This window comes from Azorhizophilus paspali (assembly GCF_043587585.2).
Taxonomy (GTDB): Bacteria; Pseudomonadota; Gammaproteobacteria; order Pseudomonadales; family Pseudomonadaceae; genus Azotobacter; species Azotobacter paspali.
Genome location: NZ_CP171449.1, coordinates 3,450,138 through 3,464,447, shown reverse-complemented (window position 1 = coordinate 3,464,447; position 14,310 = coordinate 3,450,138). Strand labels below are relative to the sequence as shown.

General features: G+C 62.4%; 12 protein-coding genes. 11 read left to right on the top strand and 1 reads right to left on the bottom strand.

From position 1 onward, the window contains the following. Positions 1–167 precede the first annotated feature (167 nt). The 6 genes from murJ to ispH all read left to right on the top strand — a co-directional run bounded on the left by murJ (position 168) and on the right by ispH (position 7,590). Positions 168–1,712, top strand: coding sequence for a murein biosynthesis integral membrane protein MurJ (gene murJ / locus ACGI6K_RS16760; protein WP_376945219.1), 1,545 nt, complete (start codon positions 168–170; stop codon positions 1,710–1,712). 135 nt (positions 1,713–1,847) lie between these two features. After that, a complete protein-coding gene (ribF, locus tag ACGI6K_RS16755; protein ID WP_376945221.1) occupies positions 1,848–2,804 on the top strand; it encodes a bifunctional riboflavin kinase/FAD synthetase in 957 nt (318 codons plus the stop codon). Further along, a complete protein-coding gene (gene ileS, locus ACGI6K_RS16750) occupies positions 2,801–5,632 on the top strand; it encodes an isoleucine--tRNA ligase (protein ID WP_376945223.1) in 2,832 nt (943 codons plus the stop codon). Before ribF ends, ileS begins: the two co-directional genes overlap by 4 nt. A 36-nt stretch (positions 5,633–5,668) precedes the next feature. Continuing rightward, positions 5,669–6,172 carry a signal peptidase II gene (gene lspA, locus ACGI6K_RS16745; RefSeq protein ID WP_376945225.1) on the top strand — a complete coding sequence of 168 codons (504 nt, stop codon included), beginning with the start codon at positions 5,669–5,671 and terminating at the stop codon, positions 6,170–6,172. Then, positions 6,165–6,602 (top strand): FKBP-type peptidyl-prolyl cis-trans isomerase, encoded by a 438-nt coding sequence (locus tag ACGI6K_RS16740; RefSeq protein WP_376945227.1) that lies wholly within the window; start codon positions 6,165–6,167, stop codon positions 6,600–6,602. Before lspA ends, ACGI6K_RS16740 begins: the two co-directional genes overlap by 8 nt. A gap of 40 nt (positions 6,603–6,642) precedes the next feature. After that, positions 6,643–7,590, top strand: coding sequence for a 4-hydroxy-3-methylbut-2-enyl diphosphate reductase (gene ispH, locus ACGI6K_RS16735; protein WP_376945229.1), 948 nt, complete (start codon positions 6,643–6,645; stop codon positions 7,588–7,590). 31 nt (positions 7,591–7,621) lie between these two features. On the opposite strand, the gene ACGI6K_RS16730 is transcribed toward ispH, so the two are convergent. Further along, the gene (locus tag ACGI6K_RS16730) at positions 7,622–8,137 is read right to left on the bottom strand and encodes a GspH/FimT family pseudopilin (protein ID WP_376945231.1); all 516 of its coding nucleotides are present in this window, start codon (positions 8,135–8,137) and stop codon (positions 7,622–7,624) included. A 314-nt stretch (positions 8,138–8,451) separates the two neighbouring features. Between ACGI6K_RS16730 and ACGI6K_RS16725 the strand changes: the two genes are divergently transcribed. The 5 genes from ACGI6K_RS16725 to ACGI6K_RS16705 are packed head-to-tail and all read left to right on the top strand — an operon-like array spanning position 8,452 to position 14,246. Beyond that, positions 8,452–8,847, top strand: a complete 396-nt coding sequence (locus tag ACGI6K_RS16725; RefSeq protein WP_376945233.1) for a type IV pilin protein — start codon at positions 8,452–8,454, stop codon at positions 8,845–8,847. Beyond that, positions 8,841–9,416 (top strand): type IV pilus modification protein PilV, encoded by a 576-nt coding sequence (gene pilV / locus ACGI6K_RS16720; RefSeq protein WP_376945235.1) that lies wholly within the window; start codon positions 8,841–8,843, stop codon positions 9,414–9,416. The genes ACGI6K_RS16725 and pilV overlap by 7 nt, the downstream gene beginning before the upstream one ends. Next, positions 9,413–10,600: a PilW family protein gene (locus ACGI6K_RS16715; RefSeq protein WP_376945237.1), complete on the top strand. Its 1,188-nt coding sequence runs from the start codon at positions 9,413–9,415 to the stop codon at positions 10,598–10,600. The genes pilV and ACGI6K_RS16715 overlap by 4 nt, the downstream gene beginning before the upstream one ends. Next, a complete protein-coding gene (locus ACGI6K_RS16710; protein ID WP_376945239.1) occupies positions 10,597–11,121 on the top strand; it encodes a hypothetical protein in 525 nt (174 codons plus the stop codon). The genes ACGI6K_RS16715 and ACGI6K_RS16710 overlap by 4 nt, the downstream gene beginning before the upstream one ends. Further along, positions 11,118–14,246: a pilus assembly protein gene (locus ACGI6K_RS16705; RefSeq protein ID WP_376945255.1), complete on the top strand. Its 3,129-nt coding sequence runs from the start codon at positions 11,118–11,120 to the stop codon at positions 14,244–14,246. The genes ACGI6K_RS16710 and ACGI6K_RS16705 overlap by 4 nt, the downstream gene beginning before the upstream one ends. The last annotated feature ends 64 nt before the right edge of the window (positions 14,247–14,310 follow it).

Below are 14,310 nucleotides of genomic sequence, written 5' to 3'. Positions count from 1 at the left end.
GTGCGATTGCTTTGAAGGCTCTGCGCACATCGCATTGCGATAGCCGTCGTCGGTCTCTACACTCGCGGCTCCGCTCGGGGCCAGGCCTCGCCGCCACCGTCGGCCGCGGCCGTCTGGCATGCCGTCGGACCCGTTCTCTTCCAGCCAGACCTCGAATCCCGGTTTCCATGAATCTACTCAAGTCGCTGGCGGCGGTCAGCTCCATCACCATGCTGTCCCGCGTGCTAGGCTTCGTGCGCGATACCCTGGTGGCGCGCATCTTCGGCGCCGGTCTGGCCACCGATTCCTTCTTCGTCGCCTTCAAGTTGCCCAACCTGTTGCGGCGCATTTTCGCCGAAGGCGCCTTTTCCCAGGCCTTCGTGCCGATCCTCGCCGAATACAAGACCCAGCAGGGCGAGGAGGCGACACGCACCTTCATTGCCTATGTCGCCGGCCTGCTGACCTTGGTGCTGGCGCTGGTGACCCTGCTCGGCATCCTGGCGGCACCCTGGATCATTTGGGTCTCGGCGCCAGGTTTTGCCGAGTCCACGGAAAAGTTCGAACTCACCGCCACGCTGCTGCGGATCACCTTTCCTTATATATTGCTGATCTCGCTGTCTTCGCTGGCCGGGGCGATCCTCAATACCTGGAACAGGTTCGGCGTGCCGGCCTTCGTGCCGACCCTGCTGAACCTGAGCATGATCGCCTTCACACTGTTCCTCGCGCCCTTCTTCGATCCGCCGGTGCTGGCGCTGGGCTGGTCGGTGCTGGCCGGCGGCCTGTTGCAACTGCTCTACCAGTTGCCCCACCTGAAGAAGATCGGGATGCTCGTGCTGCCGCGGCTGAACCTGCGCGATAGCGGCGTGTGGCGAGTACTCAGGCAGATGGCGCCGGCCATCCTCGGCGTCTCGGTGGGACAGATCTCGCTGATCATCAACACCATCTTCGCATCTTTTCTCGCCGCCGGTTCGGTGTCCTGGATGTACTACGCCGACCGCCTGATGGAGCTGCCGTCCGGCGTGCTCGGCGTGGCGCTGGGGACCATCATGCTGCCGGCTCTGTCGAAGACCCATGTCAGCCGGGACCGGCAGGAGTATTCGCGGCTTCTCGACTGGGGGCTACGCCTGTGCTTCCTGCTGGTGCTGCCCTGTGCGCTGGCTCTGGCGATTCTCGCCGAGCCGCTGACCGTGTCGCTGTTCCAATACGGCAGGTTCACTGCCCACGATGCCCTGATGACTCAATATGCCTTGATCGCCTATGCGGTCGGGCTGCTCGGGATCATTCTGGTGAAAGTGCTGGCGCCGGGCTTCTATGCCCAGCAGAACATTCGCACGCCGGTGCGCATCGCCATGCTGACCCTGGGCGCCACCCAGGTCATGAACGTGATCTTCATCCTGACCTTTCCCGTCCCGCATGCTGGCCTGGCGCTGGCCATTGGGCTGGGGGCCTGTCTGAACGCCGGTCTTCTCTATTGGAAGCTGCGCCAGCAGCGGCGATTCGAGCCGCAGGTGGGTTGGGGCGTGTTCCTCGTCAAGCTGCTGGTGGCCGTACTGGCAATGGGCGCCGTATTGCTTGGGGGAATGGCGCTGATGCCGGCCTGGGAGCAGGGTGTGATGGCGGAGCGCTTCCTGCGCCTGGGTGCCCTGGTGCTGGCAGGCATCGTGGCTTATTTCGGTACGTTGCTGCTGCTTGGCTTCCGGTTGCGGGATTTTTCCCGCAGGTCGATCGCCTGATCCTGGTGGGTGTCGTGCAACTGGTCGTGAGAGCGGCGTTTCGGGCAGCGGTCCGCCGTTCTGAGCGTCTTGCCGACCTGTCGCCAGGCCTCGGCTGTGCGTATAATCGGCCACTTTGCAGGCAAGATGTTTCCTATGCAGCTGGTTCGAGGCCTCCATAATCTGCGGCCCCAGCATCGGGGTTGTGTCGCTACCATTGGGAATTTCGACGGTGTCCACCGTGGTCACCAGGCGATCCTCACGCGCCTGCGCGAGCGCGCGACCGAATTGGGCCTGCCCAACTGCGTGGTGATCTTCGAACCTCAGCCGCGGGAGTTTTTCAGTCCGCAGCGTGCCCCGGCGCGCTTGACCCGCCTGCGGGAAAAGCTCGAACTGCTTGCGGCGCAGGGCGTCGATCGGGTGCTCTGTCTGGCCTTCAATCGCCGCTTGTGCGAGCTGAGTGCCTGGGCGTTCGTGCAGAGCGTGCTGGTCGAGGGACTGGGCGTGCGCCACCTTGAGGTCGGCGACGACTTTCGCTTCGGCTGCGACCGCGCCGGCGACTTTGAGTTCCTGTGCCAGGCCGGTGCGGCGGAGGGCTTCACCGTTGAGGCGGCGGTCACCGTCGAGGTGGACGGCCTGCGCGTCAGCAGCACGCGGCTGCGTGCCGCCCTGAGCCATGGCGATCTACCCCTGGCCGAGCGCCTGCTCGGCCGGCCGTTCAGCCTCTGCGGCCGGGTGCTGCATGGCCAGAAGCTGGGTCGCCAACTCGGCACGCCGACTGCCAACGTGCAACTCAAGCGCCGCCGGGTGCCGCTTACCGGCGTCTATCTGGTGAGCACCGAACTGGACGGGCGGCGTTGGCCGGGAGTGGCCAACATCGGTGTGCGCCCCTCGGTGACAGGCGATGGCCGCGCGCATCTGGAGGCGCATCTGCTGGATTTTGCCGGCGACCTGTATGGCCGACACCTGTGTGTCACCTTCCATCACAAGCTGCGCGACGAGGAACGCTTCGCTTCTTTGAATGCGCTGAAAGCGGCGATCGACGCGGATATCGCCGCCGCCCGAGCCTACTGGCAGGGTAAACCGCTTACTCACGAGCTCGAACAACGATGACCGACTACAAAGCGACCCTCAACCTGCCGGAAACGGCATTCCCGATGAAGGCCGGCCTGCCGCAACGCGAGCCGGAGACGCTGCGGCACTGGAACAGCATCGACCTGTACCGCAAGCTGCGGCAGATCGGCGAGGGCCGTCCGAAGTTCATCCTGCACGACGGCCCGCCCTACGCCAACGGCAGCATTCACATCGGTCACGCGCTGAACAAGATCATCAAGGACATCATCACGCGCTCCAAGACGCTCAGCGGCTTCGATGCGCCCTACGTGCCGGGCTGGGACTGCCACGGCCTGCCGATCGAGCACAAGGTTGAGACCACCTTCGGCAAGAACCAGTCGGCGGACCTGACCCGCGAGCGTTGCCGTGCCTATGCGACCGAGCAGGTGACCGAGCAGAAGGCCGGTTTCATCCGCCTGGGCGTGCTGGGGGATTGGGATAATCCCTATCTCACCATGGACTTTGCCAACGAGGCCGGGGAGATTCGCGCCCTGGCCGAGATGGTCAAAAAGGGCTTTGTGTTCAAGGGGCTGAAGCCGGTCAACTTCTGTTTCGATTGTGGTTCGGCGTTGGCCGAGGCCGAGGTCGAGTACCAGGACAAAAAGTCCGATGCCATCGACGTGGCGTTCGCCGTCGAAGATGCCGACAAGCTGGCGACGGCATTCGGCCTGGCGGCTCTGGCCAAGCCGGCCAGCATCGTCATCTGGACTACCACGCCCTGGACCATTCCGGCCAACCAGGCGCTCAATATCCATCCGGACTTCACCTATGCCTTGGTGGATTGCGGCGAGCGGCTGCTGGTGCTGGCTGAGGAGCTGGTGGAGAGGTGCCTTGCGCGCTACGGCCTGCAGGGGCAGGTGATCGCTACCGCGAAGGGTGAGGCGCTGGAGCTGATCCGTTTCCGCCATCCCTTCTACGAGCGCTGCTCGCCGGTCTATCTGGCCGACTACGTCGGACTGGACGCCGGTACCGGCATCGTCCACTCGGCGCCGGCTTATGGCGAGGACGACTTCCGTACCTGCAAGCAGTACGGCATGATCAATGACGACATCTTCAACCCAGTGCAGAGCAACGGCGTCTACGCCGAGTCGCTGCCATTTTTCGGTGGCCAGTTCATCTGGAAGGCCAACCCGAATATCGTCGCCAAACTCGAAGAAGTCGGCGCGCTGCTCAAGCACGAGGTCATCTCCCACAGCTATATGCACTGTTGGCGGCACAAGACCCCGCTGATCTACCGCGCCACCGCGCAGTGGTTCGTCGGCATGGACAAGCAGCCGAGCGAAGGCGCGACCCTGCGTGAGCGGGCTCTGGAAGGTATCGAGCAGACCAGGTTCGTTCCGGCCTGGGGCAAGGCGCGTCTGCACAACATGATCGCCGGCCGCCCAGACTGGTGCATCTCGCGCCAGCGCAACTGGGGCGTGCCGATCCCGTTCTTCCTGCACAAGGAAAGCGGCGAATTGCACCCGCGTACCATCGAATTGATGGAGGAGGTGGCCAAGCGGGTCGAGCAAGAAGGCATCGAGGCCTGGTTCAAGCTTGATGCCGCCGAGCTGCTCGGCGACGAAGCCACCCTGTATGACAAGAGCAGGGATACCCTAGACGTCTGGTTCGACTCCGGCACCACCCACTGGCATGTACTGCGCGGCTCCCATCCACTCGGCCACGCCAGCGGGCCGCGGGCCGACTTGTACATGGAAGGCTCCGATCAGCACCGTGGCTGGTTCCACTCCTCGTTGTTGACCGGCTGTGCCATCGATGGCCATCCGCCATATAAGGAACTGCTGACTCACGGCTTCACCGTGGACGAGAACGGGCGCAAGCAGTCCAAGTCCCTGGGTAATGTGATCGCGCCGCAGAAGGTAACCGATACTCTGGGGGCCGACATTCTGCGCCTCTGGGTAGCGGCCACCGACTACTCCGGCGAGATGGCGGTGTCCGATCAGATCCTCCAGCGCAGCGCCGATGCTTACCGGCGCATTCGTAATACAGCGCGCTTTCTGCTGGCCAACCTCAACGGCTTCGATCCGGCAAAGGACCTGTTGGCCACCGAAGACATGCTCGCCCTCGACCGCTGGGCGGTGGACCGTGCCCTGCTGCTGCAGCGCGAGATCGAGGAAGCCTATGGCGAATACCGTTTCTGGAACGTCTACCAGAAGGTGCACAACTTCTGTGTGCAGGAGCTGGGCGGTTTCTACCTCGACATCATCAAGGACCGCCAGTACACCTGCGCCGCCGACAGCGTGGCGCGCCGTTCCTGCCAGAGCGCCATGTACCACATCGGCGAGGCGCTGGTGCGCTGGATCGCGCCGATCCTGGCGTTCACCGCCGAGGAGATCTGGCAGTACCTGCCGGGCGAGCGCAACGAATCGGTGATGCTCAACACCTGGTACCAGGGGCTCGCCGAGCTGCCGGAAGGCTTCGCCCTCGGTCGTGCTTTCTGGGAACAGATCATGGCGGTCAAGGCCGCAGTGAACAAGGAGCTGGAGAACCGGCGCAATGCCAAGGCCATCGGCGGCAACCTGCAGGCCGAGGTCGTCCTGTTCGCCGAGCCGGCGCTGGCCGGGCGCCTGGCCCTGCTGGGCGACGAGCTGCGCTTCGTACTGATCACTTCGGCCGCGCGGGTCCAGCTGCTCGAGGCCGCTCCTGCGGATACGGTTGACACCGAAGTCGCCGGCCTGCGCATTCAGGTGAGCAAGTCGGCCCATGCCAAGTGCGCTCGCTGCTGGCACCATCGCGAAGATGTAGGGCTCGACCCAGCGCATCCGGAAATCTGCGGGCGTTGCGTGGAGAACATCCAGGGCGAGGGCGAGGTCCGCCGGCATGCATGATTCGCATCGTGGCCGCGGCGGGGTGGGTAGGCGTCGATGAATTCCCGTTTCGGCAAGCTGCCCTGGCTCTGGCTGAGCCTTCTGGTATTCGTTCTCGACCAGGCCAGCAAGCTCCATTTCGAGGATGCCCTGCAGCTCCACCAGCAGATCGAGATCCTTCCCGGTCTGTTCAGTTGGACCCTGGCCTACAATACCGGTGCCGCGTTCAGCTTCCTCGCTGGCGAGTCCGGCTGGCAGCGCTGGCTGTTCGCCCTGATTGCGATCGCGGTCAGCAGTGTTCTGGTGGTCTGGCTCAAGCGTCTCCAGCCCTCCGAAACTTGGCTGGCCATCGCCTTGGCGTTGGTGCTGGGCGGCGCCGTGGGCAACCTGTTCGATCGCGTGACCTATGGTCATGTGATCGACTTCATCCTGGTGCACTGGCAGGATCGTTGGTTCTTCCCGGCATTCAACCTGGCCGACAGCGCCATTACCGTGGGCGCCATCATGCTGGCGCTGGATATGTTCATCAGCAAGAAGTCCGGAGAAACTGCCCATGACTGAACTGCGCATCGGTCCCGATCGGGAAGTCACCCTGCATTTCGCCATCAAGCTCGACTCGGGCGATGTGGTTGACAGTACCTTCGACAGGCGTCCGGCCACCTTTCGGGTTGGCGATGGCAATCTGTTACCCGGTTTCGAGCTGTCTCTCTATGGCCTCAAGGCCGGCGACAAGCGCGCCCTGCCGATTGCGCCGGAGCAGGGCTTCGGCCGGCCCAATCCGCAGAACGTACAGGTTATGCCGCGCGGCCACTTCGAAGGTATGGAGCTCTCCGAAGGCCTGATGGTGATCTTCAACGATGCCGCCAGCGGCGAGATGCCGGGTGTCGTCAAGTCCTTCGACGATCAGCAGGTCACCGTCGATTTCAATCACCCGCTGGCCGGCCGCGACCTGACCTTCGAAGTGGAGATCCTCGAAGTCAGGGCCGTCTGAGCCACGATCGCCATCCGCCCCATTCCCGCCGAGACCTCCCATGCACATCAAGCTTGCCAATCCCCGTGGTTTCTGCGCCGGCGTCGATCGCGCCATCGAGATCGTCAACCGTGCCCTGGAGGTCTTCGGTCCGCCGATCTATGTGCGCCACGAAGTGGTGCACAACAAGTTCGTGGTGGACGATCTGCGTTCTCGGGGAGCCATCTTTGTCGAGGAGTTGGACCAGGTGCCGGACAACGCCATCGTCATCTTCAGCGCCCACGGCGTGTCCCTGGCGGTGCGCCAGGAGGCCGAGCGGCGCGGGCTCAAGGTGTTCGACGCCACCTGTCCGCTGGTGACCAAGGTGCACATGGAGGTCGCCCGCTACAGCCGCGAGGGCCGGGAGTGCATTCTCATCGGGCACCAGGGGCATCCGGAGGTGGTAGGCACCATGGGCCAGTACGATACGGCCAATGGTGGCGCCATTTATCTGGTGGAGGGCGAGGAGGATGTCGCCCATCTGCAGGTGCGCAATCCCTCGTCCCTGGCTTTCGTCACCCAGACCACCCTGTCCATGGACGATGCCGCCCGCATGATCAATGCTCTGCGCGCCCGCTTTCCGGGCATCGATGGCCCGCGCAGGGACGACATCTGCTACGCCACCCAGAATCGCCAGGACGCGGTCAGGCAACTGGCCGGCGAGTGCCAATTGGTGCTGGTGGTCGGCAGCTCCAGCAGTTCGAACTCCAACCGCCTGCGTGAGCTGGCCGAGAGCATCGGAGTTCCCGCCTATCTGGTCGACGGCGCCCAGGATCTTCGTCGCGAATGGTTCGACGGTATCCGGCGCGTCGGTGTCACCGCCGGCGCCTCGGCGCCGGAGGTGCTGGTGCGCGACGTGATCGAGCGACTGCGGCAATGGGGCGTCGTCAACGTCGAGGAATTGACCGGACGTGAGGAAAACATCACCTTCTCGATACCGAAGGAGTTGCGAGTGGTGTCGTCAGACTGAGTGTCCGGCACGATCCGGCCGTTTCTTTCCGTCAGCAGGCACCGGGAGCGTTCCGGGTCGAGCGAACCCGGCCGCTGGCGTTCAGAATCAGACTTCTCACCGCATGCCGGCCGTTCTGGTGGCAGATAGTGAAGGTTCCGGCCTGGAAGGCTCCACTCGCCAGTTGCGCCTGCCCCGTCGCGATATAGCGCACATAGCCCCGGACAGGACTGTTCGGCGCGATTCGCACGCCATCCGGGGCTTGGCCCTGTCTCGACAGTTCCCGCTCGCCGGGATCGAAAGCGCCATTCGAATTGGCATCGACATATACCCTCCAACCTGCTTCCCAATCGCTTTCGAGACTCTCGACCAGTACCGGACGGTTCTGGCTGATCGCCGCATGCCTGGCCAGGGCAAGGCTGGCGCTGAGGTTGCGGCTGGTAGTGCCGACCCTTTGGCCTTCGACGCTATGGCTGAGTGCGGGGACGCCGACCATGGCGAGCACAGCGATCAGGGCGAGGCTAGTCATGAGTTCGATCAGTGTGTAGGCGCGGGAAAAGCCGGGCATTGGTATCCATACCTTATCTGTGTGAACGCCCCCACATCCCGCGGGAGCCGTTTTTCGGATGACGACGGGGGCTGGAATGAGCCCGCCTGATCCGGATGAGCCGGAGACTTCAAAACTGTCTTTCGAAGATTAAGCAGGTGAGCTGCGAACCGGGCGTGATGCGCTTCAAGGGTCTGGGTTTCCCGCTGGAACGGAACCAGGCGGATATTCGGATCAGTGGACTAGTGCTCGGGAATTTTTCCGGACTTCTTGAAAATACGGCTCTGTGGCAGTGAAGCGAAAAAATCATGCTGCACGGGTTATGGAGTCACGCGATGGAGCGAAATGGAAAGCGCGGTTTTACCCTGATCGAATTGATGATAGTCGTCGCGATAATCGCAATACTCGCGACGATCGCCTATCCCGGCTATCAGCAGTACGTTCTGCGCGGCAATCGGGGCGCCGCTCAAGGGGCGATGATGGAAATCGCCAGCCGCCAGCAGCAGTTTCTGCTGGCCAACCGTGCCTATGCCACCCGGGACGAACTGGAGAAAAGCGGATACGTACTGCCGAGCGATGTGGCGGCTCACTATGACTATGCGGTGACGCTCGGCAGCAGCACATTTCCTTCCTTTCTCATCGCCTTTACCGCCAAGGGCGTGCAGATGAGGGATGCCGAGAGGCTGACGCTCGACAGCGAAGGGGTGAGAACCCCTGCGGACAAGTGGTAACCCTTAGGCGGTTTCGCCGGAGTGACCAGACTGGCGTGACGCTGATCGAAGTGCTGGTGACCCTTCTGATCCTCTCCGTGGGGCTGCTTGGCATGGCGGCGCTGCAGGTGCGCCTGCAACAGTCGGAGATGGAGGCCTATCAGCGCGTTCAGGCGCTGCTCCTGCTGAGCGACATGGCGAACCGGATCTCGGCCAACCGCAATGCGGCGGAGGGCTATGTGACGGGTGCCGGCAGTCCTGTCGGGGTCGGTTCCGCCTGTGGGACTTCGACGGCATCGCGCAAGGACATCGACCTCGGCGAATGGTGTGCCGCCTTGCAGGGCGCGGCGGAAACCGGCAGCGATTCGAACAGGTTGGGAGCCGTGCTGGGAGGACGCGGTTGCATCGAATCTCTCGGCAGCGACGAGTATCTGATCACGGTCGCCTGGCAGGGCGGAGGGTCGATCGTCGCGCCGCCGGCCAGTGTCGCCTGCGCAGCAGGGCAATACGACGGGGACGGCGGCTCGGCCTGTGCTGATGACCGCTGCCGGCGTGTCGTGACCACCATCGTGCGGATCGCTGATCTATGAACAAGCGTTTCAATGGCGGACGGCGGTCCGCCCACATATTCACTCATTGCGCCCAGACCGGTTTCAGTCTTATCGAATCGATGGTCGCCTCGACCGTCGGACTCTTGATCATGGCGGCGGTCTTGACGCTGTTTCTCAATGTGAGTCGTACCAATGATGAAATGGCCAAGACCAATATGCTGATCGAGAATGGACGATTCGCGATCCAGTTGTTGCAAAACGATATCGCCCACGCCGGTTTCTGGGATAGTTACATTCCGGACTTCGACGACCTGACGCTGACTGCGGTACCGGTCGAGATTCCGGCCGTCATCCCCGATCCTTGTCTGCCTTATTCTTCATGGACAGCCGCGACTCGTACCAGCCAGTTGGGAATCCCGCTGCAGGTTCACGATTCGCGACCTTCCAAATGTGGGGTCGTGATAACCAATCGCAGAAGTGGTACCGATATTCTGGTGGTACGCCACTTGAATACCTGTGTGGCTGGCGGCTGTGAAGCGGAAGAGAGCGAAAGACTCTATTTTCAGGCATCCCGCGCCCGTGGAGGCGACTGTCCTGCCAGCGTTTCTTCGGAGGCTCCGTATGTATTGTCTACCGATCCTGCCGATTTCGTCCTGCATGATCGCGACTGTACGACTATCGCTTCCAAGCGAAGATTCCTTTCTCATATCTACTACATCCGCGACTACGCAGTGACGCAGGGAGATGGTGTTCCGACCCTGGTGCGTTCGGAACTCGATCTGGATGCTGAAGAGGTCAAGGCCAGACCCGCCGCTGCACTGATCGAGGGTATAGAAGGATTCAGGGTCGAGTTGGGCGTGGATCGGATCAGCGATTCCGGCAGGGATATCGTCGTCGAAAGTTCCGACGAAGATCCCTACAGGGAGGCGGTCGAATGGGCCGATAGGAAAAACCTGACCTCTCCCGTGAATCGTGGAGATGGCGTACCGGACGAATTCGTTCATTGTTCGGGAGTGTGTTCGCTCGATAGGTTGATCAATGTGGTCGCGGTAAAGCTCCATCTGCTGGTGCGTGCTCAGACCGGCACTCCCGGATATACGGACGGCAAGTCTTATACCTTGGGGGAGCAGACGGTCGCGGCCGCCAACGATGGTTTCAAGCGTCATGTATTTTCCACGGTCATCCGGCTGAACAATGTTTCGGGAAGAAGGGAAACGCCATGAGGGCTTTTTCCGGATATCGCCGCCAGACTGGCGCGACGCTGGTGGTCGGCCTTGTCGTGCTGCTGCTGTTCACCTTGCTGGTTTCCAGCGCTTTCGTACTCGGCACGAGCAATCTCAAAGCCGTTAGCAACATGCAGTCGCGAGACGAGTCGATAGCCGCGGCCAATCTGGCCACCAATCTGATATTGAGCACGCCTTTCACCGCATCTCCATCCGGGCAACGCGTGGAGATCGATCTCAACGATGACGACAAAACCGATTACAGGGTGGATATCGCCGAACCGGAGTGCGTTCGAGTGTCGCCCGCCGCTGCGACCGCGCCGAGCAGCGTGACCCTGCCGGCGATGGCCGACTTCACCTGGAATACCGTTTGGGAAATCCGTGCTTCGGTGAACGACCCGCTCAGCGGGGCCGATACCCTGGTGCGTTCGGGCGTGCGAGTCCTGCTCAGCAGAGCCGAGAAAGACAAGGTCTGTCCCCGAGGCAAGTTCCCGAAACCTCAAATGAAATCCGCAGCATGAAAAATGGATTCAGGAGAGGGTTGCTGGCCGCTACTTTGCTGGCGATCGGAGCTGGCACGGATGCGGAGGATATCGACCTGTTCGTCGGCGTGGAGCCGGAGCGGGGTACGGATTACCCGAATGTCGTCATCCTGCTCGATAACACGGCCAACTGGGCGGACGACGCTCAATATTTCCCGGATACGAAGCAGGGGCTGGCCGAGCTGGGTGCCATCAGGACGGTGATCGGTGCGCTGGCGCCGGAAGGGGAAGACGCCAAGGTCAACGTCGGGCTTATGATGCTCGACAAGGGGAGCGGACAGCGCTTCGACGGCGGTTATGTGCGCTCGCACGTCAAGCAGATGACCAAGGCGGCCAGGGCCGAGCTTCTGGCCGAAATTGCCGAGATCGAGTCCGAATTCAGTACGGGCGGGCAGGTAACGACGGAGGTGGGCTACAGCCGGGCGATGTTCGAAGTATTCAAATACTTCGGCGGTCATACCAGTCCGGCCAATGCTTACAATGACACGGCCGGTTCGCCAGTCGGTCCGACCCACTTCGGACCGTGGCGTTATTCGGGCGACGATGTCTTCGACAGGCGGGATGCGGCCGCCTTCTCCGATAGCCGGCAAACCCTCTACAAGCCCGTCGTACCGGCCACGGAAACCTGCAAGTCGAAAAATTACCTTATCCTGATCGGCAACGGCTGGTCGCCGAATGGCGAGGACGAAGTCGCCACCCTGCTGAAGAGCGTAGGTGGAGATGCCGGTCAGCTCTATCAAACCACTTCGTCCAAGGTGCGTTATGGCGACGAGATGGCCCGCTTTCTATATCAGACCGACGTCAGCGCGGCGCCCGGCAAGCAGAACGTGCTTACCTACGCCATCGACGTCCACAACAGGCAACCCAGCGAGGATCACGGCAGGCTGCTGAAGAGCATGGCGCATGCCGGGGGCGGGAAATATTTCTCGGCGACCAATGCCGATGAAATCGAGACGGCACTGAGCACCATCTTTTCCGAGATTCAGGCGGTCGACAGCGTATTCGCCTCGGTCAGCCTGCCGGCCAGCGTCAACATCCGGGGCACCTACCGCAATCAAGTCTATGTCGGGATGTTCCGCCCGGATGCCAATGGCCTGCCCCGCTGGGTGGGTAATCTCAAGCAGTACAAGCTCGGTCTGGTCGACAATGCGCTCAGGTTGCTGGATGCCGAAGGCGAGCAGGCGATCGACAGCTCGACCGGCTTCATCGGCGAATGCGCCCGCAGCTTCTGGGGGCCTGCGTCGGTCACGCAGCCCGCCTACTGGGGTAATGTCAATGGCGCTCCGGTCGGCGGCTGTCTTGCCGTCGCCGGCTCGGCCCATGCGGACTATCCGGACGGCAACGTAGTGGAGAAGGGGGGCCAGAGCTACAGGCTTCGTACCCTGCGCGGCAGTGACGCACGCAACATCAAGAGCTGTGCGACGACGGCCTGTACCGAACTGATCGACTTCCACGGTCCGGCGGTCGGTTCGATCGATGCCGATGAAGTCAACTGGGGGCGTGGTGGCAACGGTGAAACGGAGTTTGTCGATCCGACCGCTATCAACGCGGCGACCGTACGCCCATCGGTGCATGCCGATGTGCTCCACTCCCGTCCCATGGCCATCAATTTCGGCACCGATAGCGATGCCGAGGTGGTGGTTTTCTATGGGGGGAACGACGGCATCCTGCGCGCGGTGAACGGCAACCGCGACTCCGGCGCCTCCATCGGCGGCATGGCGCCTGGCGGCGAGCTGTGGTCTTTCATGGCCCCGGAATTCCATCCCCGGATCGCACGGCTGCGCGACAACATCGTCGGCATCGCCTATAAGGATCGGACAGCGGTAGCGTCCGGCGCGGTACCCGAGCCGAAGCCCTATGGCTTCGATGGCCCGATCACGGCTCATCGCTATACCGGAGGTGCGTGGATCTACGCCGGCATGCGTCGCGGAGGGCGTGCCCTGTATGCTTTCCAGGTGTCCGACACTGCCTTGGCCAACCCAGTGCTCAAATGGCGGATTGGTTGTGATAGCGACACGAGCGGTACGGACTGCACCGATGGTTTCGAGCGTCTGGGACAGACCTGGTCGTCGGCCAAGCCGTTCCAGACGGCCGGCTACGATTCCGGCAAGTCTCCGCTGCTGATCATGGGGGCTGGCTACGATACCTGCGAGGATAAGACCGACGACCTCGCGCATAACCATCTTTGCGGCGACAACCCGCTGGGCAACCGGATCTATGTGATGGATGCCGACGACGGGGAACCGATCGCTGAGTTCAAGACCGAGCGCAGCGTGGTCGGTGATGTCACCATAGTGCCCGACGAGAGCGGTTTGGCCATTTACGCCTATGCCGCGGATACCGGCGGGACGGTTTACCGGATCGCTTTCGACGCGGCCGGACCCGGCGACTGGAGCATGGTCCGGGTCGCTTCGCTGGGCTGCGATGGACGTTCATCCTGCGATGCTAACCGGAAGTTCATGTTCGCGCCGGATGTGGTGACGCTGGGCGATACCCATTACGTGCTGCTGGGCTCGGGAGATCGCGAGAAGCCGCTGGCCAGCTACAGGGCGGCCACCAGCGTCGCCAACCATTTCTTCATGCTCAAGGACAAACCGACAGATACGGCCTGGCTGACCGACGAGCACGCGAAGGGTGTCTGCGCCGGCGATTATTTATGCATGGACTCGCTATATCCCATCACGACCCCGGATACGCCTAGCGAAGCGTTTCTGGAACGGAAGAAGGGTTGGTATCTGGCGCTCGCCGATAGCGAGCAGACGGTGACTTCGGCCATCACGGTCCATGGCACCGTGACCTTCAGTACGCATATGCCGGCGGTCCATAGCCCCGGCCAGTGTTCCAGCCTGGGAACCGCCAGGGTGTATAACATCGACTACCGCAATGCCGAGAGCGAGAACGGCGGCACCATGCGTTACGAAGTCATCCCGGGCGGCGGTTTGCCGCCCTCTCCGGTAGCTGGCATGGTGACGCTCGATGACGGTTCGAGCGTGCCTTTCATCATCGGCTCCGATCCCGACTCCCCGCTGGAGGGCGGATCTCCCAAGGCAGCTTCAGGTGTCGTCCAGCCCAAGGCCAAAGTCTATTGGAATATCGAGCAATGAGGACAAGCCTACGTTCTTCTGGTGGCGGCATCCGGTAGTGGCGCGGATTCGCACGGCATTGTCG